We start from the raw sequence: 23,463 nt of genomic DNA on the forward strand, positions 1-23,463 counted from the left end.
GCGCGTCGCGAACTTTCGCCCTAGCGCGTTCCTTCGCGCGCCCTATGCCGTTCGGCAGGGTGGCCGTTTGGTGAGATGGCGCACGGCACCCACGGCCCTACATTTGCCGGCTGATGATTTACCCGGCGCGCTCTTCGCCCCTTCCTGCTATGGCGTTGGTCGCGACGGTGATCGCGCTGCAATGCATGCCCGCGCAGGCGGCGGCCGATGCGAAGCCCTGCAGGACGCCGTGCCTGTCCGTCAATGTGCCCCGTGAGATAGCGGAGAAGCCGGCGGAGAAGGCGCCCAAAAAAGCGCCGGATCCCGAGCCGAAGCCCGCGCCTGCGGCCGTGGCGCGGCCGGCCGCGAAGCCACGGCCCCAAGCCGCCGCGCAGGCCTCGACGACATCGCAGGACGCGCAAAGGGAACCCGTCGCCAGAAGGCCCGCGCCCTCGAAGCGCTGCGGCGACATCAACATGCGCGCCGCCATCGGCGAGCCGCTGTCGGACCAGGACATGAAGACATTGAGGAGCCAATGCTGATGATGACGAACATCTCCCTGACCACCTCGCGCACGCCGCGCCGCATCCGCGCGTCGCTCCGCATGCTGGCGCTGTGCGCCACCGTCGTGCTCGCCGCCGCCTGCGCGCATCGCCCCGTGCCCGGCAACGCCATGCCCTTCGACCAGGCCGTCAACCAGGCGGTGGACGACCTGATGGTGCAGACGCAGAAGCTGCCGGCCTTCCTGGCGAAAGTGGAGTCGTCGCTCAAGCAGAGCCGCATCGTGATCGACCCGCTGCTCGAAGGCGCGAGCGGCCAGCAGACCGAGGTGACCCGCGTGGCCGAGCAGCGCATCGTCCAGCGCATGCAGGCCCAGTTCAAGCAGTTCACCGTGACGCCGTTCAACGCCACCGAGATCGGCAACGCACAGTACGTGCTCAACGGCACGCTGGTGCGCGACAAGGACGCGTCGGGCGGCCCGTACCGCCTGAACCTTGCGCTGACCGAGATCAAGAGCGGCGTGGTGATCGCGCAGTCGGTGGCGCGCATCAGCGACGCATCGCTCGACACGCGGCCTACCGCCTTCTTTCGCGACAGCCCGGTGAACGGCAAGGATCGCGGCGTCGAGGGCTACATCCGCACCGCGGAAACCCAGCCGGGCCAGGCGGCCGATGCGCTGTACCTCGAACGCCTGCCGACCTCGACCGTGCTGCAGGAGGCCACCGCCGCCTACGAGGCCGGCCGCATGAGCGAGGCGCTGAGCCGCTACGAGGCGGCATCGAAGCGGCCCGACGGGCAGCAGTTGCGCATCTACAGCGGCTTGTACCTCACGCAATCGCAACTTGGGCGCACGGCCGATGCCGAGAAAACCTTCGGCACCATCGCGCGCCTGGGGCTCGAAACCAACAACCTGAGCGTCAAGTTCCTGTTCAAGCCGGGCTCGACGGACTTTCTGGCGGACCCGAAGATCAGCGCGGCCTATCCGATGTGGCTGCGCCAGATCGCGCGGCAGGCGGCGCAGATCGATTCGTGCGTGGTCGTGACGGGGCACACCAGCCGCACGGGCTCCGAGGCGGTCAACGAGCGGCTGTCGCTGCAGCGCGCCGCGAGCGTCAAGAGCCGGTTGGTGACCGAGGCGCCGCCGCTGTCGAAGAAGCTGCGCGAGGCCGGCATGGGCTTTCGCGAGAACATCGTCGGTACCGGGGCCGACGATGCGAGCGACGCGCTGGACCGGCGCGTCGAGTTCAAGGTGGTGGGTTGCGAGACTTGACTCGCCCCCAGGCTTCGCGCACTTCGTGTCGCTGCGCCAACCCCGTCCGGGGGCAACACCTGCGGCCCGGCAGAGCCGGTTCCGCGGTGTTTCGCGAACAGATCAGGGCGCCAGCCGCTCGCGCACCCAGTCGGCGCCTTCGAGCCGGTAGCGCAGCCGGTCGTGCAGCCGGCTCTTGCGGCCCTGCCAGAACTCCCAGCGGTCGGGCACCAGCCGAAAGCCGCCCCAATGCGGCGGGCGCGGTGGCGACAGCAGGTGCTTGGCGGCAGCCACCGCGGCGTTCTTCACCAGCACGTCGCGTCCGCTGATGACCTCGCTCTGCGGGCTGGCCCAGGCGCCGATGCGTGAATCGAGCGGGCGGCTGGCGAAGTAGGCGTCGCTTTCGTCGGTGCCGGCCTTCTCGACGCGGCCTTCGATGCGCACCACGCGCTCGAGCTCGACCCAGTGGAACTGCAGCGCCGCATACGGGTTGCCCGACAGCTCCTGGCCCTTGCGGCTTTCGTAGTTGGTGTACCAGACGATGCCGCGCGCGTCGTAGCCCTTGATCAGCACGATGCGGCTGGACGGCCGCAGGTCGCTGCCCACGGTGCACAGCGTCATGGCATTGGGCTCGGGCACTTGCGCGTCGATGGCCTCGGTGAGCCAGCGCTCGAATTGCTTGAGCGGATCGCTGGCGCTGTGGGCCTCGCCGAGTTCGGCGCGTTCGTAGCTCTTGCGCAGCGCGGCCAGCGTTTCGTTGGTTGGAGAGGAAGTCATGGCCGAATTGTTGCGCACATACTTCGGCCCATGACGACCAAGGCGAATTCCCCGGTGGTGATCGTGCTGGCCTCGGGCCGGGGCGAACGCTTCATTGCGGCCGGTGGCACGGGTTCCAAACTGAAGGCGATGCTCGCGGGCAAGCCGGTGCTGGAGCGCACGCTCGATGCGGTGCGCGCCAGCGGGCTGCCGTGGCACCTGGAAGACATCGGCCATCCCGGCATGGGCGACTCCATCGCCGCGGCCGTGCGCGCCACGCCCGGCGCCAGGGGCTGGCTGATCCTGCCGGGCGACCTGCCGCTGGTGCGGCCCGAGACACTGCAGGCGGTTGCTGCCGCGCTCGGTGGTCGGGTGAATGCCGTACAGCCGCAGTACGAGGGCGAGCGTGGGCATCCGGTGGGCTTTGCGGCGGGCTGCCATGCGCAGCTTGCGGCGCTGGAAGGCCCGCTGGGCGCATCGTCCATCCTGCGGTCGATGCGCGCTATCGATTCGGTAGCGGACTTGGTGGTGGACGATGTCGGCGTCGTGACCGACATCGACACGCCCGAGGCCCTGGCGCGCGCCGAAGCGCTCTGGCTGGCGCGCGCGGGCCGTTAGCGGTTCATCAGGGCTTCGGGATCACCGCGCAGGCGATGCGCGGGCCTGAGTTGCCGGCCGGCTGCGTCGTGAAGTCGTCGCGGTCGCGGTGCACCACCAGCGCGCGGCCCACCACGTTGTTGGCGGCACCGTCGGTCAGCGAGATCGAGTGGTCTTCCACGCTGAAGCGGGCCACGCCGCCGGCGTCGGCCACGAGGCTCGGCAGTTCGCCGGCATGGCTGCCCGGTGCGGCGAACTTGCCGTGCGTGCCGCCGGTCGGGTTGAAGTGGCCGCCCGAGGCATTGCCGTTGTCGCCGCAGTCGCCCTTTTCGTGGATGTGGAAGCCGTGCTCGCTGCCCGGCACGAGGCCGCGCACTTCGCCCGACACGCGCACGCCGTGCTCCAGCGCGGTGAAGGTTACGGTGCCGCGCGTCGGGTTGGGCGTGATCGCGGCGGTCGGCACCAGCTCGACGGCCGTGCTCGGCTTGCCACCCATGCTGCCGCAGGCGGCCAGGACGGCGGTGGCGAGGAGGGCGGCACCGGTGGCGATGAGACGACGATGGTTCATGTGTTTTCCTTGGACGGTCCGGAAGGTTGGGAAGAAGAGTCGGGAGACCCCGGAACATATACCGGAGCCGCTGGCGCATCGCAATCGGCGGCGGCCTTGGATGGTTGCGGTGCCTGCTTTGCGGGGGCGGATGCAGGGGGCGGCGCCAGCGCCACCAGCCGGGCCAGCGCGGCGTCGTGGATCGAATGGCGCTGCAGCTCGAGCAGCGTCTGCTGTGCGTAGTCGAGCGAGCTGCCGTAGCGGCCGACCGCGTGGGCGAAGATGTGGCGATAGCGCTCTTCGCTCAGCTCGCCCGTGAAGTTGGGGCTGCGGCGCGACAGCGTGAAGGCCAGTGCGCGCACGGGGCCGTCGTCGGTGCCGCAGCGCAGCCACTTGGGGTCGTACACGCCGGTCGGCATCTCGCGCAGCCAGAGCCGCTTCAGCGTTTCGAGCCCTTCGGCCTTCGGCACGCGGAACACCATGCCGCGGCAACTGCCGCCCGAGAGCAGCCCGAACACGAGGCCCGGCGTCTGGACGCTGCCCCGGTTGACGCGGCTCCACATCTTCAGCGCGCGGTGCCAGCCGTGCACCCAGGCGGGGCGCCGTTCGGTGAAGCCGAAGTCGGGCCGCCAGATCAGCGAGCCGTAGCCGAACAGCCAGAGATCTTCGTGTCCGCCCCAGTCGGCGATGGCGCGTTCGAGCATCGGCTGCGGGTCGCGCAGGGGCTTGGGCATCGGGTCGAGGCCCGGTGGTCCGGGATCCGGCGAGGGGTCCGACACGGGGGTGTCAGGGGCGGCGCCTACAATTTCGTGATCATGGTTCACCGCACCATTATTTACCGACCCCTTTCCTACGGAGCAAGACCCGCAATGAGCGACGACGACAGCCAGCAAAATTTCATCCTCGGATTCGTGATGGCCCTGATCGCCCTGGTGATCTTCTTCGTGGTGGGCATCGTGCTCTGGCACAAGGGCCACAACGCGGCTGCCGCCCCGGCCAAGCCCGCCGTGGTGATCTCGGCGCCGGCGCCGGGCCAGGAGACCAAGCTGGCCGAAGTCACCGAGACGGTGACGGTCACCATCCCCGACGGCGCCAGCATCCGCGTGGTCGACGGCGTGGTGAACTTCTACTTCGCGACCGGCAGCGCCGACCTCGCACCGGGCGCCGCCGAAGCGCTGGCCGCGGTCATCAAGGGCGTCGAGAGCGGCCACAAGGCCGTGGTCTCGGGCTTCCACGATGCCACGGGTGACGCGGCCATCAACGAAGAACTCGCCAAGAAGCGCGCCCAGATGGTGCGCGACGTGCTCACGGGCCTGGGCGTGCCGGCCGACAAGATCGACCTGCAGAAGCCGGCCGTGACCGCCGGCACGGGCAATAACGCCGAGGCGCGCCGCGTCGAAGTCAAGCTGGTGGACTGAGCGCCACCCGCCCGCAGAACAAGCCCGGCAATGCCGGGCTTTTTTGTGCCTGCCGCATGGGGGGCATGCCTGAGTAAATTCGTATTGTTCGGCGCCCGGATTTCATCAGCTCTTTTCCGTCAACTTGGTACGATGGGTCTCCAGGCCTCCAGTCGCATCCGCGACACGCAGCAAGAGCCAAAGACCCCCATGAGCAGCACACATTCCATCGTTCGCGACGTCACCGATCGCATTCGCGAGCGCAGCCATGCGCAGCGCAGTGCGTACCTCTCCAGGCTGGCCGAAATCCGCGGCCGCGATCGCGGTTCCGACCGCATGGGCTGTGCCAACGTGGCGCATGCCGTGGCCGGCATTCCGGCCAACGACAAGTTCAGGGTGGTGACCGAGCGCGCGCCCAACATCGGCATCGTCACCGCCTACAACGACATGCTCTCGGCCCACGCGCCGTACCAGGGCTACCCGGACATCATCAAGCACGAGGCCCGCCGCCTTGGCGCCACCGCGCAGGTGGCTGGCGGCGTGCCGGCCATGTGCGACGGCGTCACGCAGGGCACGCCCGGCATGGAGCTGAGCCTGTTCAGCCGCGACGTCATCGCCATGAGCACCGCCATCGCACTCACGCACGACATGTTCGACGGCGCGCTGATGCTCGGCGTGTGCGACAAGATCGTGCCGGGCCTCTTGATCGGCGCGCTGCACTTCGGCCATCTGCCGACCGTGTTCGTGCCGGCCGGGCCGATGCCTTCGGGCCTGTCGAACAACGCCAAGTCGAAGGTGCGCGAGCAGGCCGCGCAAGGCCTCGTGGGCCGGCAGGGCCTGCTCGATGCAGAGATGGCGGCCTATCACACGGTGGGCACCTGCACCTTCTATGGCACCGCCAACAGCAACCAGATGCTGCTCGAAGCCATGGGCCTGCACGTGCCCGGCACGGCGTTCATCCAGCCCGGCGATGCGATGCGCGAGACGCTCACGCGCGAGGCGGTGCGCACGGTGCTGGGCAAGGCGAGCGAGGCCGCGTTCAGCTGCCCGCCCATCGGCGAGATGGTCGACGAGCGTTGCATCGTCAATGCCATGGTGGCGCTGCTGGCCACCGGCGGCTCCACCAATCACCTGATCCATTGGGTGGCCGTGGCGCGCGCCGCAGGCATCGTGATCGACTGGGACGACTTCTCGAAGCTCTCCGACGTGATCCCGCTGCTGACCCGCGTGTACCCCAACGGCAGCGCCGACGTGAACGAGTTCCAGGCCGCGGGCGGCCCCGGCTTCGTGATCGGCGAACTGGTCGATGCCGGCCTGATGCACGGCGACGTGCTCACCGTGCGCGCCGGCGGCATCCGCGAATTCGCGAACATCCCGGCGCTGGTCGAAGGTGGCCAGCAACGCCTGCAATGGCACTCCGCCGCACCCTCGAAGAACGACGCGGTCGCGCGCGCCGTCGCGCAGCCGTTCAGCGCCACCGGCGGCCTCAAGCTGCTCAGCGGCAACCTCGGGCGCAGCGTCATCAAGGTGTCTTCCGTGCCTGACGACCGCCATGTGATCGAAGCGCCCGCGCGGGTGTTCGACTCGCAGGCCGCATTGCAGAAGGCCTTTACCGCCGGCGAACTGGAGCGCGACGTGGTCTGCGTCGTGCGCTGGCAGGGCCCACAGGCCAACGGCATGCCCGAGCTGCACAAGCTCACGCCGCCGCTGTCGGTGCTGCAGGGCAAGGGCTTTCGCGTGGCCCTGGTCACTGACGGGCGCATGAGCGGCGCGTCGGGCAAGATACCGGCCGCGATCCACGTTTCGCCCGAAGCGGCCGCGGGCGGCCCGCTCGCCAAGGTGCGCGACGGCGACCTGATCCGTCTCGATGCCGTCGCGGGTACGCTTGCGGTATTGCTGCCTGAAGACGAATGGGCCGCGCGCGAAACCGCGACGCAGCCCGAAGCGCAGCGCATCGCCGACGGACACGGCCTCGGCCGCGAGCTGTTCGCCGGCATGCGCCGCAATGCACTGGCCGCCGAAGAGGGCGCCTGCTCCTGGCTGTGAAAATGCATCGCCCCCGAGGCCATGCGCAACGTATTGGAGAAATGAAATGACAGACAAACTCACTGCGCTCGACGTGATGCGCGACGCCCCGGTCATCCCGGTCATCGTGCTGAACGACGTCAAAGACGCCATTCCGCTGGCGCGTGCGCTGGTGGCCGGTGGCATCCGCATGCTCGAAGTCACGCTGCGCACGCCGCAGGCGCTGCAATGCATCGAAGCCATCGCCAGGGATGTGCCCGAAGCCGTGGCCGGCGCCGGCACCATCCGCAGCGCTGCGGATGCGCAAGCCTCGGCACTGGCCGGCGCAAAGTTCGGCGTGAGCCCGGGCTACACGCGCGCGGTCGGCAAGGCCTGCCACGACCTCGGCCTGCCGCTGCTGCCCGGCGTGGCCACCGGCAGCGAGATCATGACGGCGCAGGAAGACGGCTACACCCAGCTCAAGTTTTTCCCCGCGCTGCAGGCCGGCGGCCTGCCGATGCTCAAGGCATGGCAGGGCCCGTTCGGCGACGTCACCTTCTGCCCCACCGGCGGCATCCATGCGGGCAACGCGGCCGAGTTTCTTGCGCTGTCGAACGTGGCCTGCGTGGGCGGTTCGTGGATCGTGCCGGCCGATGCGATCCGCGAAGGCAACTGGGCGCTGATCGAGCAACTGGCGCGCGCCGCGAGCCAGTTGCCGCGCTGATCGCCATGCGCACCGACTTCGACGCGAGCGACCTGAAGGTCATCGCCTTCGACGTCTTCGGTACGGTGGTCGACTGGCACAGCGGCATTGCCGCGGAGGCCGAGCGTGCCTTGCCCGGTGTCGATGGCGCCGCCTTCGCGCTGGCATGGCGCGCGGGCTACCAGCCCGCCATGAAGGCCGTGATGGAACGCATCGCGGCAGGCGAGGGTGGCTTCACGCTGCTCGACGAACTGCACCTGAGCATGCTCGAGCAGGTGCTGAGCGATTTCAGCCTGAGCGATCGCCTCGACGCCGCCGCACGGCGCGACCTGAGTCGCGCCTGGCATCGCCTGCCCGCGTGGCCCGATTCGGTGGAGGGGCTCACGCGACTCAAGAAGAAGTTCACGATCTGCACGCTCTCGAACGGCAACATCGGCCTGCTCACCGAAATGGCGAAGCGCGCCGGGCTGCCCTGGGACTGCGTGCTGTCGGCCGAGGTGTTCAAGGCCTACAAGCCCGACCCGCGCACCTACCTGGGTGTGGCGGGCGTGTTCGACGCCACGCCCGGCCAGGTGATGCTGGCCGCCGCGCACCACGACGACCTGGCGGCCGCGCGCGCGTGCGGCCTCAAGACCGGCTACATTGAGCGCCCCTACGAGTTCGGCCGTGCCAAGCCGAAGGACGTGTCGCCGCAGCCGGACAACAACCTGCACGCGCGCGACATCAACGAACTGGCCGACCTGCTCGGCTGCTGATCAGTCCGAGATCAGCTTCTCGACCGTGCGCAGGTTGCGCGTGGTCGTGCTCGACTTGTAGCGCGTCTTCGCCAGCAGCTTCGAGACCGGCGTGTCGGTGCTCTCGCCGCGCGGGCATTGCCAGTAGAGAACGCCCTTGCCGCGTTGCAGGCGTTCGGTGGCCGGGTCGAACGCGCTGGCCTTCTCGATGATCTCGTCGAGCATCGCGGCGTCGGAGCCGAACACGAGATAGGGGTGCCGCTCTTCGTCGATGCGCTCGAAGGGGTAGCCTGCGGCCATGTCGGCCACGGCCTTCTGCGTGAGCAGGACGATCCACGCGTCGTAGCCGAAGCGCTTGCGCAGGGCCTGTTCGATGCGCGTGCGCAATGCGGCGGCATCGCTTTCGGCGGTGTCGAAGAGCACGTTGCCGCTGGCGAGCACGGTGCGCACCGCGCCGAAGCCGAGCTCGACGAAGAGCGCCTTCAGGTCCGCGCTCTTGATCGTGATGCCGTTGACGTTCACGCCGCGCAGCAGCGCGACGTGGCGTGTCGTGGTCGCCGGTTTCTTCGAGCCCGCCACCAACCTTGCTCCCGGCCGTGCTTCAGCGAAGACCGCCGCCTGCGGCGCCTTCGTCGCGCTGGATCAGCTCGATCTTGTAGCCGTCGGGGTCTGTCACGAACGCGATGACGGTGGTGCCGCCCTTGACCGGGCCGGCTTCGCGCGTGACGTTGCCGCCCGCTGCCTTGATCTTCTCGCAGGCCGCGTAGGCGTCGGGCACGCCGAGCGCGATGTGGCCATAGGCCGTGCCCAGTTCGTAGCTTTCGGTGCCCCAGTTGTAGGTCAGCTCGATCTCGGCCTGGTCGGGGTTGCCCTTGCCGTAGCCGATGAAGGCCAGGCTGTACTTGTACTCGGGGTTTTCGGACGTGCGCAGCAGGTTCATGCCGAGCACCTTGGTGTAGAAGTCGATGGAGCGCTGGAGGTTGCCAACGCGCAGCATGGTGTGAAGAAGTCGCATCTCGTGGTGCCGTGTAGTGATATCGAATGGGGAGCCGCTATTGTCGGCTTCCCGGCGCGGCGATCAAGCCGCCAGCTTCAGCAGGTGGGCCTGGTGGCGTTGCAGGAAGGCCATCAGGTGCTGTGGGTACTCGGGCACCACCGCGTCGCGCACGCTCGGGCGGCTCGCCAGGGCCCGGCGCCAGGCGTTCACCTTGGGCAGGGCGTCGAAGATGTGCGAGTCGTGCAGGGCATCGAACACCTCGAAGTAGCGGAACACGGGCGCAAAGACCGCGTCGACCAGGCTGAAGCCCGCGCCCGCGAAGTAGGGGCCCGTGCCCAGCGCCGCTTCGACGCGCGCGAACTTGGCGACGAGCGCGAGCCGCTTCTGCTCGAACACGGCCGCGTCCTGCGTGGTTTCGTAGCCCCACAGGTCAGCGAGGATGGCGGAGCCGAACTCCATCCATGCACGGTGCTCGGCGCGGGTGAGCGGGTCTTCGGGGTGCAGGCGCGCGCCCGCCTGCGTCTCTTCGAGGTACTCGCAGATCACGTTGCTTTCGAACAGCACGGCCTCGCTGCCATCGGGGCGCCGCACCTTCAGCAGCGGCACCTTGCCGAGTGGCGAGATGTCGAGAAACCACTGGGGCTTGTTGGCGAGATCGATCACGATGCGCTCGAAGGGAACGCCTTTTTCATGCAGCGCGATCGCGGCGCGCTGGACATAGGGGCACAGCAGGTGGCTGACGAGGGTGAGGGCTTGCGGCATGGGCTTTCCGTTCTGGTGGGGAGGGGTGTTTCGGATCGCTGCGATTCTTGCGACCTCGAACAACCTTTTCCCGGAAAGCTCATTTGAAAAAATCGGACTTGTGCTAGCGCGCCGCCGTGTTCAGCCAATGCGTGATGCGGCCGCCGTGCATCACGCCGGTGCGGTCGGCCATGGCGTGGGCTTCGGCCTCGTTGTGCGTGACCAGAATGGCCGTCTGCCCCGCCTGCTTGAGGATGTTGCGCACCTCGGCGGTCAGGCGCTCGCGGGTGCCACCGTCGAGGTTCGAGAAGGGCTCGTCGAGCAGCAGGAGCGCGGGCGAGGGCGCCAGCGCGCGGGCCAGTGCGATGCGCTGCTGCTGGCCACCCGACAGCTCATGCGGATAGCGCTCGCCGGCTTCGGCCAGGCCGACCAGCGCCAGCATCTCGGCCACGCGGGCCTGCTGCGCCGCGCGGCCCAAGCGGCGCAGGCCGAAGGCCACGTTCTTCGCGGCCGACAGATGCGGGAACAGCGCGTACTCCTGGAACATCATCCCCACGCGACGCTGCTCGGGCGGCAGGTGCTGTTGCGCGGAAGACAGCAGCACGTCGCCCAGTCGGACCGTGCCGGCGCGCACCGGCTCGAAGCCCGCAATGGCGCGCAGCACCGTCGTCTTGCCGCAGCCCGAGGGGCCGAACAGGCAGGCGATGTCGCCGGCGGCCATCGAGAGCGAGAAGCCGTCGACGACGGTGTGCAGGCCGCGCGGCGTGTCGTAGGCGAGTTGGAGCGCGTCCAGGTGAAGAGGGGAGCTCATGTCTTTTCCGGATCGGTGGTCGTCACCGTGGATGCACCCAACTGGTTACGTGCCAGCAGCACCACCGGCAGCAGGCCGGCCAGCACGATGGCCAGCGCGGCAATCGCGCCTTCTTCGTAAGTGCCACGCGCGGCCTCGGCGTAGAGCCAGGTGGCGAGGGTGTCGAAATTGGCGGGCCGCAGCAGCAGCGTGGCCGGCAGTTCCTTCATGGCGTCGACGAACACCAGCAGCGCACCGGCCGCCATCGCGGGCCGCAGCAGTGGCAGGTGCACGCGGCGCAGCGTGCCGCCGGTGGTTTCGCCGAGCAGCCGCGAGGCTTGCTCGATGGCGGGCGGAATGCGCGCGAGCCCGGCCTCGATGCCGCCGACCGGCATTGCCAGGAAGCGGATCGCACAGGCCACGACCAGCACCACGCCGGCCCCCATGAGCGGCAGGCCCTGCAGGCCGAGTGCGGTGGCCAGCGCGGCGTCGAAGGCCAGCGCCGGCGTGAGCAGGCCGATGGCCAGCACCGTGCCCGGCACCGCATAACCCAGCGTGGCGACACGGGCCTGCCAACGCGCGCGGTTGAAGCCCGTGCCCTGGCTGCGCGAGGCCCAGGCAACCACAAGCCCCGCAGCCACGGCCACCGCCGTGACGCCCGCTGCCAGCGCCAGCGTGTTGCCGAGGCTGGCAACCAGCCCCCGCGAAATGCCGCCGCCCTGATGCAGCCGCTTGGCACTTTCCCAGACGAGATACAGCGCGGGTGCCACGAAGCCGATTAGCACCGGCAGCGCGGCGACGGCCGTGGCGGCCCATCCTGCCGCGCCATGCAGGCGCCTGGGCTGCACGGCGCGCATGCGCTGCGCCGAGCCGAAGCGCTGGTGCCGGCGGCCGTTGCGTTCGAGCCAGACCAGGGCCACCACCACGAACAGCATCGCGCACGCGATCTGGGCCGCGCCGGCCAGGTCGGAGCGCGTGATCCAGGTGGTGTAGACCGCCACCGTCAGCGTGTTCACGCCGAGGAATTCGGAGGCGCCGATGTCGTTGAGCGTTTCGAGCAATGCGAGGCTCAGGCCCACGGCCAACGCGGGCCGCGCGAGCGGCAGCGCCACGCGAAAGAAGGCGCCCCGCCGGTTTTCGCCCAGCGTGCGCGCCGCTTCCATCAGGTGCGCCGGCTGCGTCATGAACATCGCGCGCGCCGTCATGTAGACGTAGGGGTACAGCACGAAGCCCAGCACGAAGATCGCGCCCGGCATCGAGCGCAGGTCGGGCAGGCGGAACTGCCGCGGGCTGTCGAAGCCCAGCATCCAGCGGATCGCGCCCTGCACGGGGCCGATCGGGTGCAGCAGGTCGAGGTACGCGAAGGCGACGATGTAGGTCGGCATCGCGAGCGGCAGCAGCAGCGCCCAGTGCAGCGTGCCGCGCCCCGGGAAGTCATGCGCCGTGACCAGCCATGCGCAGCCGGTGCCGATCACCAGCACCAGCGTGCCGACACCCGCGAGCAGCAGCGCGGTGTTGAGCGCCGCCTGCGGCAGCACGTGCGCGAACAGCGGCCCCCAGTGCCCGACGCCCGACCCGAAGGCGAGCCACGCCAGCGTGAGCACCGGCGCGAGCACGCCGAGGGCAATCGCAAACGACGTCCAGCGCCAGGCCGGGCCTGCGGCTTGCAGGCCCGGCGGCTGGCGCCGAGCAATCAACGACATTCTTTTTCTTCAGGCACTGGCAAGGCGTGCCCGGCCGTCTCCGTCACTGGTCGAAGCCGACCTTGTCGACCAGCGCGCTGGCCTGCTTGCGGTACTTGGCGATCTCGGTCAGCGGCAGCGGATCGACCTTCAGCTCACCGATGGCCTGGCCGATGATCGGGTCGAGCGCCACGCCCTTGCGCACCGGGTATTCGTAGTTGGCCTGCGCGTAGAGCGACTGGGCCGGCTCCGACACCAGGAACTCGAGCAGCTTGACCGCGTTGGCGCGCTGCGGCGCATTCTTGGCGATCGACGCGCCGCTGATGTTGACGTGCGTGCCGCCGCTCTTGGCGTTGGCGAAGGTCGGGCGGACCACCTTGATCGCATCGCCCCACTTGCGCGCGTCGGTGCCTTCCTTGGCGCTCTTCATCTGGCCGACGTAGTACGAGTTGGCCAGGCCGACATCGCAGATGCCGCCGAGGATGTCGCGCGCCACGTCGCGGTCGCCGCCGGTCGCCTTGCGTGCCAGGTTGGCCTTGACGCCGCGCAGCCACTGCTCGGCCTTGGCCTCGCCGTCATGCGCGATCAGCGCGGCCACGAGTGCGGTGTTGTAGGGGTGCTGGCCGGCGCGGATGCAGACCTTGCCCTTGTACTTCGGGCTGGCCAGGTCTTCGTAGCGGAAGCTGGTGAGCGGCTGGCTTTTGTCGGCATACAGCACGCGGGCGCGCAGAGACAGCGCAAACCACTGGCCGTCGGTGCCGCGCAGGTTGGCCGGAATGGCCGATTCGAGCGCGGCCGACTTCACCGGCTGCGTCACGCCGCCATCGACCAGGTCCATCAGATTGCCGATGTCCACCGTCATCAGCACGTCGGCCGGCGAGCGTGCGCCTTCGGCCTTGACGCGCTCCAGAAGGCCGTCTTTCACGAACACGGTGTTGACCTTGATGTTGCTCTGCGCGCTGAAGGCTGAGATCAGCGGCTGGATCAGTGCGGGCTCGCGCGTCGTGTAGAGCGTGAGTTCGTCGGCGGCTGCCGCCTGTGCGGGCAGGGCCGCGATGGCCAGCCAGGTGGCGCTGACGCCGAGAAGTGCGCGCGCAGCGCGGCGGCCTTGGACGCGGGAGCGTTCGGTCATGAAGGATCCTCCGGGAGCAGTGACGTGTTCTGGAATGCATCGGCGGCAGAGCGGGCTGCGGCGCCGATGAGAATAATTATCACTGGGAGGCAGAAGTGCGCGGCCTTTGGACTTACGGGTCGAAGGCCTACTGGGCCACCGGGCTCAGCGCGCCGGCGGAATCTCGAACACCAGGCAGGTCGTCGTTGCGTGTGCGTACAGCGTGCCATCGGGGCCGAACAGGCGCGCCTCGGCCGTGGCGAGCTGCTTGCCGCAGTGGATCACCTTGCCTTCGGCGCGCACGCGCTGCACCTTGGGCGTGAGGCCTTTCACGTAGTTCACGCCGAGTTCGGCCGTCGTGTAGGCGCGGCCGGGCGGCATCATGGTGTGGACCGAGCAGCCCAGGGCCGAGTCGAGCAGGGTGGCGACCCAGCCGCCGTGGATGGTGCCCAGCGGGTTCAGGTGCTGCGGCAGCGGCGTGCCCTGGAACACGGCCACGCCCTTGCTCACCGAGAGGATCGTGAAGTCCAGCGTCTTGGCGATCGCGGCGTAGGGGATGTCGCCGTTCAGTATGGCCTGCATGATTTCGAGGCCGGTCTTGCCCGCGAGCTGGTCGGGGCGCGCCAGGCCGGGGCCCGGGCCGCCGTCGAGGCGGTCGGTGATCTGTCGCTCTTCGGCGATCCATGCGTCGAGCAGGTTGATGGGGTTCGTCGTCATGCCTGTGTTCCTTCTGGGGGCTTTGGCGTGGTGGGTGAGTTGTATATGCAATGGTTGCACATACAATAATACCCCATGGACATCCAGACCAAACCCCGCGGCTGCACCAGTTTCAAGGTGCGGCAACTGATGCGACGCCTCTCGCAGCACTACGACGCCGAGGTGTCGCAAAGCGGACTGAAGACCACGCAGTACTCGCTGCTGTCGCACCTCAAGCGGCTGGGCGCTACGCGCCCGGTCGACTTCGCGGCCGAACTCAAGATGACCGCTTCCACGCTGAGCCGCAACCTGCAGCCGCTGATCGCTGCCGGCTGGGTAGAGCAGACAGCCGGCGCCGATGCGCGCAGCCGGCTGGTGGCGCTCACGCCCGAAGGCGAAGACAAATGGCGCGAGGCGCAGCAGCACTGGAAGACCGCGCAGCAGAAGCTCAACGCGCTGCTGGGCGTGGAGCGCGTGCTGGCGCTGCACCTGCTGATCGACGAGTCGCTCGAACTGCTCGGCACCGAAGACGCGCCCGACAGCAGCGACTGAACCGGGCACCCCGCAACACCCCATTCCCTCCCCGCGCATGGGCGCGTCGGGCACCGCTTTTCCCGTTTCTCCTTCCTCCTCCATATCTCATTCCAACAGCCGAGGTCCCATGTTCGCCACCCCTGTTTCCGCATGGCTCCAGCGCCGCGGCATCCACTACGGATGGATCGTCGCCGCCATCACCTTCCTGACCATGCTGACCATGTCGGCCGCGCTGGGCCTGCCGGGCGCCATGCTGCAGCCGCTGGGCAAGGAGTTCGGCTGGAGCACCGAACAGATCTCGTCGGCGCTCGCGTTGCGCTTCGCGCTGTTCGGGCTCATGGGCCCGTTCGCCGCGGTGCTGATGGAGCGCTATGGCCTGCGTGCCGTGATCTGCACCGGCCTTGCCCTCGTCGGCTTGGGCATGGCGCTGGTCACCATGGCTTCGCAGCTCTGGCAGCTCTTCTTCTTGTGGAGCCTGATGCTGGGGCTGGGCACCGGCATGACCGCGCTGGTGCTCGGCGCAGTGGTGGCCAACCGCTGGTTCGTGGCACGCCGCGGCCTGGTCATCGGCATGCTCACGGCCAGTTCGGCCACGGGGCAACTCGCCTTCCTGCCGTTCGCGGCGTGGATGATCGAACACTGGGGCTGGCGCTCGGCCATCGTGCCGATCGTGATCGGCACCATCCTGATCGGCGTGCTCGCGCTGTGCCTCATGCGCAACCGGCCGTCCGACATCGGCCTGCTGCCCTACGGTGAAGTGCCCGGCACCCAACCCGCGGCGCCGGCCGCGGCAGTGCCGCCCATGAACTTCGCCACGCCATTTCGCGTGCTGAAGGAAGTCTCGACCAACCGCACCTTCTGGATTCTGGCTGGCACCTTCTTCATCTGCGGCCTCAGCACCAACGGCCTGGTGCAGACGCACTTCATCTCGCTGTGCGGCGACAACGGCATGGGCGCCGTGCCCGCCGCTTCGGTGCTGGCCATGATGGGCGCCTTCGACTTCGTGGGCACCATTCTTTCGGGCTGGCTCTCGGACCGCTACGACAACCGCAAGCTGCTCTTCTGGTACTACGGCCTGCGCGGGCTGTCGCTGTTCTGGTTGCCGCATTCGGAGTTCACCATCTACGGCCTGGGCATCTTCGCGATGTTCTACGGCCTCGACTGGATCGCCACCGTGCCGCCCACCGTCAAGCTCGCCGGTGCCGCCTTCGGCCCGGCCAAGGTCGGCCTCGTGTTCGGTTGGGTCTTCGCCGCGCACCAACTGGGCGCCGCCACGGCCGCCTACGGCGCCGGCTTTGCGCGCACGCTGCTACTGACCTACACCCCCGCGCTCTACGCGGCCGGCGCCGCCTGCCTGGTGGCAGCGCTGATCGTGATGCTGATCCGTCGCCCCGCCGCCAAGACCGGTGCGCCGGCCTCGGCGTCGGCATCGACATCGGCGGCACGCGCCTGATACGCACGCAACCGAACGCCCGCACCCGCCATGTCCATCGCGACTTCTTCCGCCGCTTCGTCGGCCGACCTCGACCCACGCACGCGTCGCCTGCTCGAAGCGCCCATCGTGCCCACGCTGCTGCGCCTTGCCGCGCCCAACGTGCTGGTGATGGTGGCGCAGGCCTCCGTCGGCCTCATCGAAACCTACTTCGTCGGCAAGCTCGGCACCGACGCGCTCGCGGGCATGGCGCTGGTGTTTCCCATCGTCATGCTGATGCAGATGACCTCCAGCGGCGCGATGGGCGGCGGCATCGCTTCGTCGATTGCGCGCGCGCTCGGTGCGCGCCGGCGCGCCGATGCCGATGCGCTGGTGTGGCATGCCATCGTCATCGCGCTGGGCTTCGGCCTGTGCTTCACGCTGGCGCTGCTGTTCGGCGGGCGCTGGCTGTACGGCGTGATGGGCGGCACGGGCCCTGCGCTCGATGCAGCGCTCACGTACTCCAACTGGGTCTTCGCGGGCGCGGTGCTGGTGTGGCTCTTCAATTCGCTCTCGGCCATCATCCGCGGCACCGGCAACATGTCGGTGCCGGCCAACGTGACGGTGGTGGGCGTGGTGTTCCTCATTCCCGCATCGCCGCTGCTGATCTTCGGCGTCGGGCCGCTGCCGGGCATGGGCATCGCGGGCGGTGCGATGGCGCTGCTGCTGTACTACCTGTTGGGCTCGATCGCGCTCATCACCTATCTGCGTTCGCCGCGCAGCCTGCTGCGGCCCACGATGGCCGCGCTCAAGCTGCGCTGGCCGCTGTTCCGCGACATCCTGCGCATCGGGCTGGTGGGCGCGGTGTCGACCGTGGCGACCAACCTGTCGATCGGCATTGCCACCGCGCTGACCGGGCACTTCGGTTCGGGCGCGCTGGCCGGCTACGGCACGGCATCGCGGCTCGAATACCTGCTGGTGCCGCTGGTGTTCGGCCTTGGCGCGCCACTGGTCGCGATGGTCGGCACCTGCATGGGCGCCGGGCAGCGCGAGCGCGCGCTGCGTGCCACGTGGGCCGGCGCCGGGCTCGCCTTTGCGCTGACCGAAACCATCGGGCTCGCGGCCGCATTCTTTCCGCGCCCCTGGCTGCTGCTGTTCGGCAGCGACCCGGCGATGCTCGAGACCGGCACGCACTACCTGCGCGTGGTGGGGCCGCTGTACGGCTTCTTCGGTGTCGGGCTGGTGCTGTACTTCGCGTCGCAGGGCGCGGGGCGGCTGTTGTGGCCAGTGCTCGGCAATATCGCGCGGCTGGCCGTGGCGGGCACCGGCGGGTGGCTGGCGTTGCGCTGGGGCGGTGGCCTGACCGGCGTGTTCGCGGCGCAAGGCGTGGCGCTCGTGGTGTACGGCATCGTGATCGCATCGGCCATCGCGGGCGGCGCGTGGTTCGGCCGCGTGGGCTGGCCTCGCAGCACCACCGGATTGCTGCGCCGCGTGGCGCAGGCCTGAATCAATTTCTCACCGAAAGGCCTCCCATGAAAATCAAGGATTCCGTTGTCTTCATCACCGGCGCGAACCGTGGGCTGGGACTGGCTTTCGCCAAGGCCGCATTGGCGGCAGGCGCGCGCAAGGTCTACGGTGCCGCGCGCGATCCGAAGCGCATCACGCTGGCCGGCGTGACACCGGTGGTGCTCGACGTGACGCAGCCCGCGCAGATCGAAGCGGCCGTGCGCGCTTGTGGCGACGTCACGCTGCTGGTCAACAACGCCGGCATCTCGCGCGGATCGAACCTGCTTGGCGCAGGTGCTGTCGATGCCGCGCGCGCCGAGTTCGAGACCAACTTCTTCGGCCCCTGGGCGCTGACGAAGGCCTTCGCGCCCGTGCTCGCGGCCAATGGCGGCGGTGCCGTGGTCAACGTGCTGTCGGCCTTGAGCTGGACCACCTTTCCCAGCGTGGCCACCTACAGCACGACGAAGTCGGCAGCGTGGTCGCTGAGCAATGGCCTGCGCAACGAACTGGCGGGGCAGGGCACGCAGGTCACGAGCCTGCACGTGGCCTTCATGGACACCGACATGGCCGCGCACGTGCCCGGCGCCAAGGCATCGCCCGACGACGTGGCGCGCCAGGCGCTGGAAGGCATGGAAGCCGGCAAGCCCGAGGTGCTGGCCGACACCGTCACGCGCCAACTGAAGCAGGGCCTGTCGAGCGAAGCGCCAGCCTATGCGGCTTCGCCCGCGCGCGCTGCGGCATAGAACGCTGCCGCACAAAGAAGAACCCGGGCGCGCGACCCGGGTCGTCGTTGATCCGCCTAGGCCGGAAGATCAGTAGCGGTAAGGGTTGTTCGGCCGGCGGTCGTAGCGGTTGGGCACGCCGTCATGGTCGTTGTCGCGGCGACCGCTGTGGCGGCGATCGTCCCAGCGGCGGCCGTGGTCGTAGTAGCGGTCATGGCCACGGTAGTAGCGCGGGCCGTGGTAGTAGCGCGGCGGTGGCGGCGCGTAGTAGTGGCGGCGCGGCGGCGGCGGTGCGGGCACCACGTAGACCTGCGCCTGGATGAAGCGGCCGCCCGTCTGGGCCTGGGCCGGAATGCTGAGCGTGGCCAGCGACAGAAGGGCCGCGGCGCCGATTGCGAAAGTAAGCTTTTTCACTGATCCCCCAGTGGTTTGATTTGGAAGCTTCATCCTCGCGGCCTTTTGTGAAGTTGTTGTAAGGCTGGAGCGAAATCGGATGAAGAGCTGTAAGCCCATGCGCGTAGGACGCAGATGGGCTGCGCAGCCGATCCTGGGGGCTTTACTGCCGGAAAAGCACCACCGGGCGTCTTCCATCGGCCATAGGTCGATGGATCGATAGCGCGGTCGTTCAGTCGTTCAGCGGCGCGGTGGCGGCAGCATCCGGCGCAGGGCCTCGAAGAACAGGTCCGACTGCTCGCGCTCGCCCTGGATCTGTGCCGCCACGTGCGCGGCCAGCTTCGCGTTCACCGGCACCAGCGGGCGCCCGGTCGATTGCGCGATCACCTGGTGCAGGCATGCGCGCTCGAGGTAGTACAGGTCGTCGTAGGCATGCGCGATGGTGGCGCCCGCCACGATCACGCCGTGGTTCGCGAGAAAGGCCACGTCTTTGCCCGACATCGCGCGCGCGATGCGTTCGCCTTCCGCATCGTCGAGCGCCAGGCCGTTGTACTCGGCGTCGATGGCGATGCGGTTCATGTAGCGCATCGCGTTCTGGCTCGCGGTCGGGTCGAGCGCGCGGTCGACCGTGAGCGTGAGCGCCGTGGCGTAGGGCATGTGGCAATGCAGCACCACCGCGTGGCCCGTGAGCCGGTGCACCGCGCCGTGGATGAAGAGCGCGGTCGGCTCCACGCGATGCCGGCCTGCGAGCACCTCGCCGTGCACGTCGATCAGCACGATGTCGTCGGCGCCGATCTCGCTCCAGTGCAGCCCGCGCGGGTTGATGAGGTAGCGGTCTTGCGTGCCTGGCAGCATCACGCTGAAATGGTTGCAGACCCCTTCGGACAGCCCGTGATGGGCAGCGGCACGCAAGGCAAGGGCGAGGTCTTCGCGCAGCTGGCGCACGGCGGGGCTGGCATAGGTGGCATCGGCGGACATCGTGGAGTCTCCTTCTATTTTTCTTTGAGGTCGGGGGCTGGGGGATCAGGCGTGCGCCACGCCCGTCCAGGCCGCGACGAACTGCTTCGCGTCGTCACGCACCGCGGTGGCTTGCTTGCCGAGCTTGTAGAGCGCGGAGCCGATGCCGAAGCCTGCCGCACCCGCCGCGCGCCATACGGCCATGTTCGCGGGCGTGATGCCACCCACGGGCATCACCGGCGTGCCGGAGGGCAACACGGCCAGCAGCGCCTTCACCACGGCGGGCGAGGCCAGTTCGGCGGGGAACAGCTTGAGCCCGGTGGCACCGGCCGCGAGCGCGCCGAAGGCCTCGGTCGGCGTCATCACGCCGGGCAGGCAGACCATGCCGAGCCGCGCGGCTTCGGCAATGACTTCGGCGTTGAAGTTGGGCGACACGATCAGCTCGCCGCCAGCGGCATGCACCTCGCGCACCTGCTGCGCGGAAAGCACGGTGCCCGCGCCGACCAGCGCCTGCGGAAAGCGCTTGCGCATCAGCGCGATGCTGTCCAGGGGCTGCGGTGAATTGAGCGGCACTTCGAGCAGCCTGAAGCCGGGCTCGACGATGGCATCGCCCACGTCGGCAGCCTCGGCGGGCGAGAGCCCGCGCAGGATGGCCACGAGTGGCAGCTCGCGCATGGCTGCGCTGAATTTTTCGAGAGGAGTGGTCATGGTTCGATGTTGTCTGCGGCCAGAAAGCCGGACAGCGCATGCAGTCCGGCCCAGGGGGCCTCGGCACCGAGCGTGCGCGTGGCGACGCCGGTGGCACGCAGGGCCAGCGTGTAGCGCTGGGTGAGGGTGGATGAGCCGATCAGCACGACCTCGCCGGCCGCGTGCAGCGACTGCGTGCGCAGTTCTTCGCCGATCAGCAGGCCCGAGAGGTAGCTCGACAGCTCCTGCTTGGGCATGCGCTCGAACAAGGCGAGCGTGCGCGCGCCGAAGGCGTTGTGCAGCAGGCCATGGCCGTTCCCGGAGCGCGTCACGCCTTCGAGAAAAGCGGCTTCGTCGAGCGGCGCGGCCGCGTCGAGCGTGCGCGCAAGAATCGAATGCTGGCTCAGCAGCGCGTAGAACTCGCCCGTCATGTAGGTGCGAAAGCCGGTCACGCGGCCCTTGCTGACGGTGGCCCACTTGTTGTGGGTGCCGGGCAGCACGAAGACGCCATCGGCAAGGCCGGTGAGCGTCATCGCGCCGAAGATCTGCACTTCTTCGCCGCGCATCACGTCGGGCACGCCGTCATGCGCGTCGCTCAGGCCCGGCACGATCGCGATGCGCGCACCGGGAATGGCATCGATGCCGATGATCTTGCGGCCCACTTCGACGCGCCCCGCGGGGCAGGCGCAATACGGCGCCTCGACCCAGCCCTGCTTGCTGCCGGCCATGCCGGAGATCAGGCAGCGCGTGCCTTCGGCCTGCATCCAGTCGCCAAAAAGCGTTTGAAAAACGGCGGGGAACCCGCCTTCGGGCACGGTGAGGATGCCCCGCGCATCGCCGCGCTCTTCGAGCACTTTGCCGTCAGCGTCGAGCAGCGCGCCGCGCAGTGAACTTGTGCCCCAGTCGATTGCTACCAGTCTTGTCATTCAATGATTGTCGCGCGGCACGAAGGCCCCGCGGCGACCACGAAGGAAGTTCAGGTCCGCGCCCTGGTCGGCTTGCAGCACCGTGTCGACGTAGAGCTTCCAGTAGCCCGAGTCGAGCGGCGCCTTGGGCGCCACCCACTTCTCGCGCCGGCGCGCCAGTTCTTCGTCGCTCACATGCAGGTGCAGCTTGCGGTTGGGCACGTCGAGCTCGACGATGTCGCCGTCTTGCACCAATGCCAGCGGGCCGCCGGCGGCCGCCTCGGGCGCCGTGTGCAGCACCACGGTGCCATAGGCCGTGCCGCTCATGCGCGCATCGCTGATGCGGACCATGTCGGTGATGCCCTTGCGCAGCACCTTCGGCGGCAGCGGCATGTTGCCCGCTTCGGCCATGCCGGGGTAGCCCTTGGGGCCGCAGTTCTTGAGCACCATGATGCAGTGCTCGTCGATGTCGAGGTTCTCGTCGTCGATGCGCTTGTGCAGGTCGTCCGCGCTCTCGAACACCACCGCGCGGCCCTTGTGCACCAGCAACTCGGGCGTGGCCGCGCTGGGCTTGATGATCGCGCCGTTGGGCGCGAGGTTGCCACGCAGCACGCAGATGCCGGCCTTGTCCTTGAAGGGCTCGGCCTGCGTGCGGATGACCTGCGGGTTGTAGTTCTCGGCGTCCTTCACGTTCTCCCACACGCTCTGGCCGGTGACCGTGAGGATGTCCTTGTGCAGGTGATCCGCGATTTCCTTGATGACCACCGGCAGGCCGCCCGCGTAGCAGAAGTCTTCCATCAGGAACTGGCCCGAGGGCTGCAGGTTCACGAGGCAGGGCAGCTCGGAAGCGAGGCGGTCGAAGTCGTCGAGCGTCAGGTCGACACCGATGCGGCCCGCGATGGCCAGCAGGTGGATCACGAGATTGGTCGAGCCGCCGATGGCCGCGTTGACCTTGATCGCGTTCTCGATCGCCTGGCGCGTGAGGATCTTCGACATGTTCATGTCTTCATGCACCATGCCGACGATGCGCCGGCCCGCCTGGCGCGCCAGCACGTTGCGGCGGCCATCGACGGCAGGGTAGGCCGCGTTGCCCGGCAGGCCGATGCCCAGCGCCTCGACCATGCTGGCCATGGTGCTCGCCGTGCCCATCGTCATGCAGTGGCCGTGGCTGCGGTGCATGCAGCTCTCGGCCTCGAAGAAGTCCTGCAGCTTGAGCGTGCCGGCGCGCACCTGCTCGCTCATCTGCCACACGCCGGTGCCCGAGCCCAGCTCCTGGCCGCGCCATTTGCCCGAGAGCATCGGGCCGCCCGACACGCCGATGGTCGGCAGGTCGACGCTGGCCGCGCCCATCATCAGCGCGGGCGTGGTCTTGTCGCAGCCCATGAGAAGCACCACGCCATCGAGTGGGTTGCCGCGAATGCTCTCTTCGACGTCCATGCTCGCGAGGTTGCGATACAGCATGGCCGTGGGGCGCAGCAGCGTCTCGCCGAGCGACATCACGGGGAACTCGAGCGGGAAGCCGCCTGCCTCGTACACGCCGATCTTCACTTGCTCCGCGAGCGTGCGGAAGTGCGAGTTGCAGGGCGTGAGTTCGCTGAAGGTGTTGCAGATGCCGATGACCGGGCGACCGTCGAACTGGTCGTGCGGCACGCCCTTGCCCTTCATCCAGCTTCGGTAGATGAAGCCGTCGCGGTCGTTGCGGCCGAACCATTGCTGGCTGCGCAGTTCGCTGGTTTTTTTCTTGGGGATTGTGCTCATGGGGTTTGTCTCCGATTGCTGATTTTGCGGCGTCAAACCTCAGGGTTTGTCCTGCCGGAGGGCAATTTCAATCATCATATGATAAGCGCGGAGGGCCTGCCAGAGC

Annotated in this window: 26 protein-coding genes; 11 read left to right on the top strand and 15 right to left on the bottom strand. The window is 68.6% G+C overall.

Features of this window, described 5'->3' with window-relative positions; genetic code table 11:
• The first annotated feature begins 149 nt into the window (after positions 1-149).
• Both BLQ28_RS32945 and BLQ28_RS10665 read left to right on the top strand, forming a co-directional pair.
• On the top strand, positions 150-521 hold the full coding sequence (locus BLQ28_RS32945; RefSeq protein ID WP_176801065.1) for a hypothetical protein: 372 nt from the start codon (positions 150-152) through the stop codon (positions 519-521).
• A 2-nt stretch (positions 522-523) separates the two neighbouring features.
• Positions 524-1,750, top strand: coding sequence for an OmpA family protein (locus tag BLQ28_RS10665; protein WP_093239451.1), 1,227 nt, complete (start codon positions 524-526; stop codon positions 1,748-1,750).
• Positions 1,751-1,852: 102 nt separating this feature from the next.
• Here BLQ28_RS10665 and pdxH read toward each other — a convergent pair whose 3' ends face one another.
• Positions 1,853-2,506 carry a pyridoxamine 5'-phosphate oxidase gene (pdxH, locus tag BLQ28_RS10670; RefSeq protein ID WP_093238936.1) on the bottom strand — a complete coding sequence of 218 codons (654 nt, stop codon included), beginning with the start codon at positions 2,504-2,506 and terminating at the stop codon, positions 1,853-1,855.
• Positions 2,507-2,536: 30 nt separating this feature from the next.
• On the opposite strand from pdxH, the gene BLQ28_RS10675 reads away from it, so the two are divergent.
• Positions 2,537-3,103 carry a nucleotidyltransferase family protein gene (locus BLQ28_RS10675; protein WP_093238937.1) on the top strand — a complete coding sequence of 189 codons (567 nt, stop codon included), beginning with the start codon at positions 2,537-2,539 and terminating at the stop codon, positions 3,101-3,103.
• Positions 3,104-3,110: 7 nt separating this feature from the next.
• Here the strand turns inward: BLQ28_RS10675 and BLQ28_RS10680 are convergent, their stop codons facing one another.
• Together BLQ28_RS10680 and BLQ28_RS10685 are read right to left on the bottom strand one after the other, a co-directional pair.
• Entirely contained in the window at positions 3,111-3,650 is a 540-nt protein-coding gene (locus tag BLQ28_RS10680) for a superoxide dismutase family protein (protein WP_093238939.1), read from the bottom strand.
• Entirely contained in the window at positions 3,647-4,363 is a 717-nt protein-coding gene (locus tag BLQ28_RS10685; protein ID WP_093238940.1) for a gamma-glutamylcyclotransferase, read from the bottom strand. The genes BLQ28_RS10680 and BLQ28_RS10685 overlap by 4 nt, the downstream gene beginning before the upstream one ends.
• Positions 4,364-4,498: 135 nt before the next feature.
• Here BLQ28_RS10685 and BLQ28_RS10690 point away from each other — a divergent pair, with 135 nt between their 5' ends.
• The 4 genes from BLQ28_RS10690 (at position 4,499) to BLQ28_RS10705 (ending at position 8,488) form a co-directional block, all read left to right on the top strand.
• A complete protein-coding gene (locus BLQ28_RS10690) occupies positions 4,499-5,047 on the top strand; it encodes an OmpA family protein (RefSeq protein ID WP_093238942.1) in 549 nt (182 codons plus the stop codon).
• A gap of 189 nt (positions 5,048-5,236) precedes the next feature.
• Entirely contained in the window at positions 5,237-7,072 is a 1,836-nt protein-coding gene (gene edd / locus BLQ28_RS10695) for a phosphogluconate dehydratase (RefSeq protein ID WP_093238943.1), read from the top strand.
• Between the two features lie 46 nt (positions 7,073-7,118).
• On the top strand, positions 7,119-7,754 hold the full coding sequence (eda, locus tag BLQ28_RS10700) for a bifunctional 4-hydroxy-2-oxoglutarate aldolase/2-dehydro-3-deoxy-phosphogluconate aldolase (protein ID WP_093238945.1): 636 nt from the start codon (positions 7,119-7,121) through the stop codon (positions 7,752-7,754).
• A 5-nt stretch (positions 7,755-7,759) separates the two neighbouring features.
• The gene (locus BLQ28_RS10705; protein ID WP_093238946.1) at positions 7,760-8,488 is read left to right on the top strand and encodes a haloacid dehalogenase type II; all 729 of its coding nucleotides are present in this window, start codon (positions 7,760-7,762) and stop codon (positions 8,486-8,488) included.
• On the opposite strand, the gene BLQ28_RS10710 is transcribed toward BLQ28_RS10705, so the two are convergent.
• The 7 genes from BLQ28_RS10710 to BLQ28_RS10740 form a co-directional block, all read right to left on the bottom strand.
• Positions 8,489-9,046, bottom strand: coding sequence for a DUF1697 domain-containing protein (locus tag BLQ28_RS10710; protein ID WP_093239452.1), 558 nt, complete (start codon positions 9,044-9,046; stop codon positions 8,489-8,491).
• A gap of 22 nt (positions 9,047-9,068) precedes the next feature.
• Complete coding sequence (gene gloA / locus BLQ28_RS10715) at positions 9,069-9,482, bottom strand: lactoylglutathione lyase (protein ID WP_081268016.1); 414 nt, start codon at positions 9,480-9,482, stop codon at positions 9,069-9,071.
• Positions 9,483-9,545: 63 nt separating this feature from the next.
• Entirely contained in the window at positions 9,546-10,226 is a 681-nt protein-coding gene (locus tag BLQ28_RS10720) for a glutathione S-transferase family protein (RefSeq protein ID WP_093238948.1), read from the bottom strand.
• A 103-nt stretch (positions 10,227-10,329) separates the two neighbouring features.
• Positions 10,330-11,016 (bottom strand): ABC transporter ATP-binding protein, encoded by a 687-nt coding sequence (locus BLQ28_RS10725; RefSeq protein WP_093238949.1) that lies wholly within the window; start codon positions 11,014-11,016, stop codon positions 10,330-10,332.
• The gene (locus BLQ28_RS10730; protein ID WP_093238951.1) at positions 11,013-12,698 is read right to left on the bottom strand and encodes an ABC transporter permease; all 1,686 of its coding nucleotides are present in this window, start codon (positions 12,696-12,698) and stop codon (positions 11,013-11,015) included. Before BLQ28_RS10730 ends, BLQ28_RS10725 begins: the two co-directional genes overlap by 4 nt.
• A gap of 43 nt (positions 12,699-12,741) precedes the next feature.
• The gene (locus tag BLQ28_RS10735; protein WP_093238952.1) at positions 12,742-13,809 is read right to left on the bottom strand and encodes a Fe(3+) ABC transporter substrate-binding protein; all 1,068 of its coding nucleotides are present in this window, start codon (positions 13,807-13,809) and stop codon (positions 12,742-12,744) included.
• A 144-nt stretch (positions 13,810-13,953) separates the two neighbouring features.
• Positions 13,954-14,505, bottom strand: coding sequence for a PaaI family thioesterase (locus BLQ28_RS10740; RefSeq protein WP_093238954.1), 552 nt, complete (start codon positions 14,503-14,505; stop codon positions 13,954-13,956).
• Positions 14,506-14,580: 75 nt separating this feature from the next.
• Here BLQ28_RS10740 and BLQ28_RS10745 point away from each other — a divergent pair, with 75 nt between their 5' ends.
• The 4 genes from BLQ28_RS10745 (at position 14,581) to BLQ28_RS10760 (ending at position 18,678) form a co-directional block, all read left to right on the top strand.
• Complete coding sequence (locus BLQ28_RS10745; protein ID WP_093238955.1) at positions 14,581-15,036, top strand: MarR family winged helix-turn-helix transcriptional regulator; 456 nt, start codon at positions 14,581-14,583, stop codon at positions 15,034-15,036.
• A 109-nt stretch (positions 15,037-15,145) separates the two neighbouring features.
• Positions 15,146-16,471 (top strand): MFS transporter, encoded by a 1,326-nt coding sequence (locus BLQ28_RS10750; protein WP_093238957.1) that lies wholly within the window; start codon positions 15,146-15,148, stop codon positions 16,469-16,471.
• A gap of 30 nt (positions 16,472-16,501) precedes the next feature.
• The gene (locus BLQ28_RS10755) at positions 16,502-17,935 is read left to right on the top strand and encodes an MATE family efflux transporter (RefSeq protein ID WP_093238958.1); all 1,434 of its coding nucleotides are present in this window, start codon (positions 16,502-16,504) and stop codon (positions 17,933-17,935) included.
• A 26-nt stretch (positions 17,936-17,961) separates the two neighbouring features.
• Positions 17,962-18,678, top strand: coding sequence for an SDR family oxidoreductase (locus BLQ28_RS10760; RefSeq protein ID WP_093238960.1), 717 nt, complete (start codon positions 17,962-17,964; stop codon positions 18,676-18,678).
• 69 nt (positions 18,679-18,747) lie between these two features.
• Here the strand turns inward: BLQ28_RS10760 and BLQ28_RS10765 are convergent, their stop codons facing one another.
• The 5 genes from BLQ28_RS10765 to BLQ28_RS10785 all read right to left on the bottom strand — a co-directional run bounded on the left by BLQ28_RS10765 (position 18,748) and on the right by BLQ28_RS10785 (position 23,357).
• A complete protein-coding gene (locus BLQ28_RS10765) occupies positions 18,748-19,071 on the bottom strand; it encodes a hypothetical protein (protein ID WP_093238961.1) in 324 nt (107 codons plus the stop codon).
• 219 nt (positions 19,072-19,290) lie between these two features.
• Positions 19,291-20,028 carry an aldolase gene (locus BLQ28_RS10770; protein ID WP_093238963.1) on the bottom strand — a complete coding sequence of 246 codons (738 nt, stop codon included), beginning with the start codon at positions 20,026-20,028 and terminating at the stop codon, positions 19,291-19,293.
• Positions 20,029-20,073: 45 nt separating this feature from the next.
• A complete protein-coding gene (locus tag BLQ28_RS10775) occupies positions 20,074-20,715 on the bottom strand; it encodes a 2-dehydro-3-deoxy-6-phosphogalactonate aldolase (protein WP_093238964.1) in 642 nt (213 codons plus the stop codon).
• Entirely contained in the window at positions 20,712-21,620 is a 909-nt protein-coding gene (locus BLQ28_RS10780; protein WP_093238966.1) for a 2-dehydro-3-deoxygalactonokinase, read from the bottom strand. Before BLQ28_RS10780 ends, BLQ28_RS10775 begins: the two co-directional genes overlap by 4 nt.
• Complete coding sequence (locus BLQ28_RS10785; protein ID WP_093238967.1) at positions 21,621-23,357, bottom strand: IlvD/Edd family dehydratase; 1,737 nt, start codon at positions 23,355-23,357, stop codon at positions 21,621-21,623.
• Positions 23,358-23,463: the final 106 nt, after the last annotated feature.

It is taken from the genome of Variovorax sp. EL159, from assembly GCF_900100965.1.
Lineage (GTDB): Bacteria > Pseudomonadota > Gammaproteobacteria > Burkholderiales > Burkholderiaceae_C > Variovorax.

Bases quoted from the DNA above. Each gene is read 5' to 3' on its own strand.
- BLQ28_RS32945 (WP_176801065.1), top strand. From the start codon at position 150: ATGGCGTTGGTCGCGACGGTGATCGCGCTGCAATGCATGCCCGCGCAG.
- BLQ28_RS10665 (WP_093239451.1), top strand. From the start codon at position 524: ATGACGAACATCTCCCTGACCACCTCGCGCACGCCGCGCCGCATCCGC.
- pdxH (WP_093238936.1), bottom strand. From the start codon at position 2,506: ATGACTTCCTCTCCAACCAACGAAACGCTGGCCGCGCTGCGCAAGAGC.
- BLQ28_RS10675 (WP_093238937.1), top strand. From the start codon at position 2,537: ATGACGACCAAGGCGAATTCCCCGGTGGTGATCGTGCTGGCCTCGGGC.
- BLQ28_RS10680 (WP_093238939.1), bottom strand. From the start codon at position 3,650: ATGAACCATCGTCGTCTCATCGCCACCGGTGCCGCCCTCCTCGCCACC.
- BLQ28_RS10685 (WP_093238940.1), bottom strand. From the start codon at position 4,363: ATGCCCAAGCCCCTGCGCGACCCGCAGCCGATGCTCGAACGCGCCATC.
- BLQ28_RS10690 (WP_093238942.1), top strand. From the start codon at position 4,499: ATGAGCGACGACGACAGCCAGCAAAATTTCATCCTCGGATTCGTGATG.
- edd (WP_093238943.1), top strand. From the start codon at position 5,237: ATGAGCAGCACACATTCCATCGTTCGCGACGTCACCGATCGCATTCGC.
- eda (WP_093238945.1), top strand. From the start codon at position 7,119: ATGACAGACAAACTCACTGCGCTCGACGTGATGCGCGACGCCCCGGTC.
- BLQ28_RS10705 (WP_093238946.1), top strand. From the start codon at position 7,760: ATGCGCACCGACTTCGACGCGAGCGACCTGAAGGTCATCGCCTTCGAC.
- gloA (WP_081268016.1), bottom strand. From the start codon at position 9,482: ATGCGACTTCTTCACACCATGCTGCGCGTTGGCAACCTCCAGCGCTCC.
- BLQ28_RS10720 (WP_093238948.1), bottom strand. From the start codon at position 10,226: ATGCCGCAAGCCCTCACCCTCGTCAGCCACCTGCTGTGCCCCTATGTC.
- BLQ28_RS10725 (WP_093238949.1), bottom strand. From the start codon at position 11,016: ATGAGCTCCCCTCTTCACCTGGACGCGCTCCAACTCGCCTACGACACG.
- BLQ28_RS10730 (WP_093238951.1), bottom strand. From the start codon at position 12,698: ATGTCGTTGATTGCTCGGCGCCAGCCGCCGGGCCTGCAAGCCGCAGGC.
- BLQ28_RS10735 (WP_093238952.1), bottom strand. From the start codon at position 13,809: ATGACCGAACGCTCCCGCGTCCAAGGCCGCCGCGCTGCGCGCGCACTT.
- BLQ28_RS10740 (WP_093238954.1), bottom strand. From the start codon at position 14,505: ATGACGACGAACCCCATCAACCTGCTCGACGCATGGATCGCCGAAGAG.
- BLQ28_RS10745 (WP_093238955.1), top strand. From the start codon at position 14,581: ATGGACATCCAGACCAAACCCCGCGGCTGCACCAGTTTCAAGGTGCGG.
- BLQ28_RS10750 (WP_093238957.1), top strand. From the start codon at position 15,146: ATGTTCGCCACCCCTGTTTCCGCATGGCTCCAGCGCCGCGGCATCCAC.
- BLQ28_RS10755 (WP_093238958.1), top strand. From the start codon at position 16,502: ATGTCCATCGCGACTTCTTCCGCCGCTTCGTCGGCCGACCTCGACCCA.
- BLQ28_RS10760 (WP_093238960.1), top strand. From the start codon at position 17,962: ATGAAAATCAAGGATTCCGTTGTCTTCATCACCGGCGCGAACCGTGGG.
- BLQ28_RS10770 (WP_093238963.1), bottom strand. From the start codon at position 20,028: ATGTCCGCCGATGCCACCTATGCCAGCCCCGCCGTGCGCCAGCTGCGC.
- BLQ28_RS10775 (WP_093238964.1), bottom strand. From the start codon at position 20,715: ATGACCACTCCTCTCGAAAAATTCAGCGCAGCCATGCGCGAGCTGCCA.
- BLQ28_RS10780 (WP_093238966.1), bottom strand. From the start codon at position 21,620: ATGACAAGACTGGTAGCAATCGACTGGGGCACAAGTTCACTGCGCGGC.
- BLQ28_RS10785 (WP_093238967.1), bottom strand. From the start codon at position 23,357: ATGAGCACAATCCCCAAGAAAAAAACCAGCGAACTGCGCAGCCAGCAA.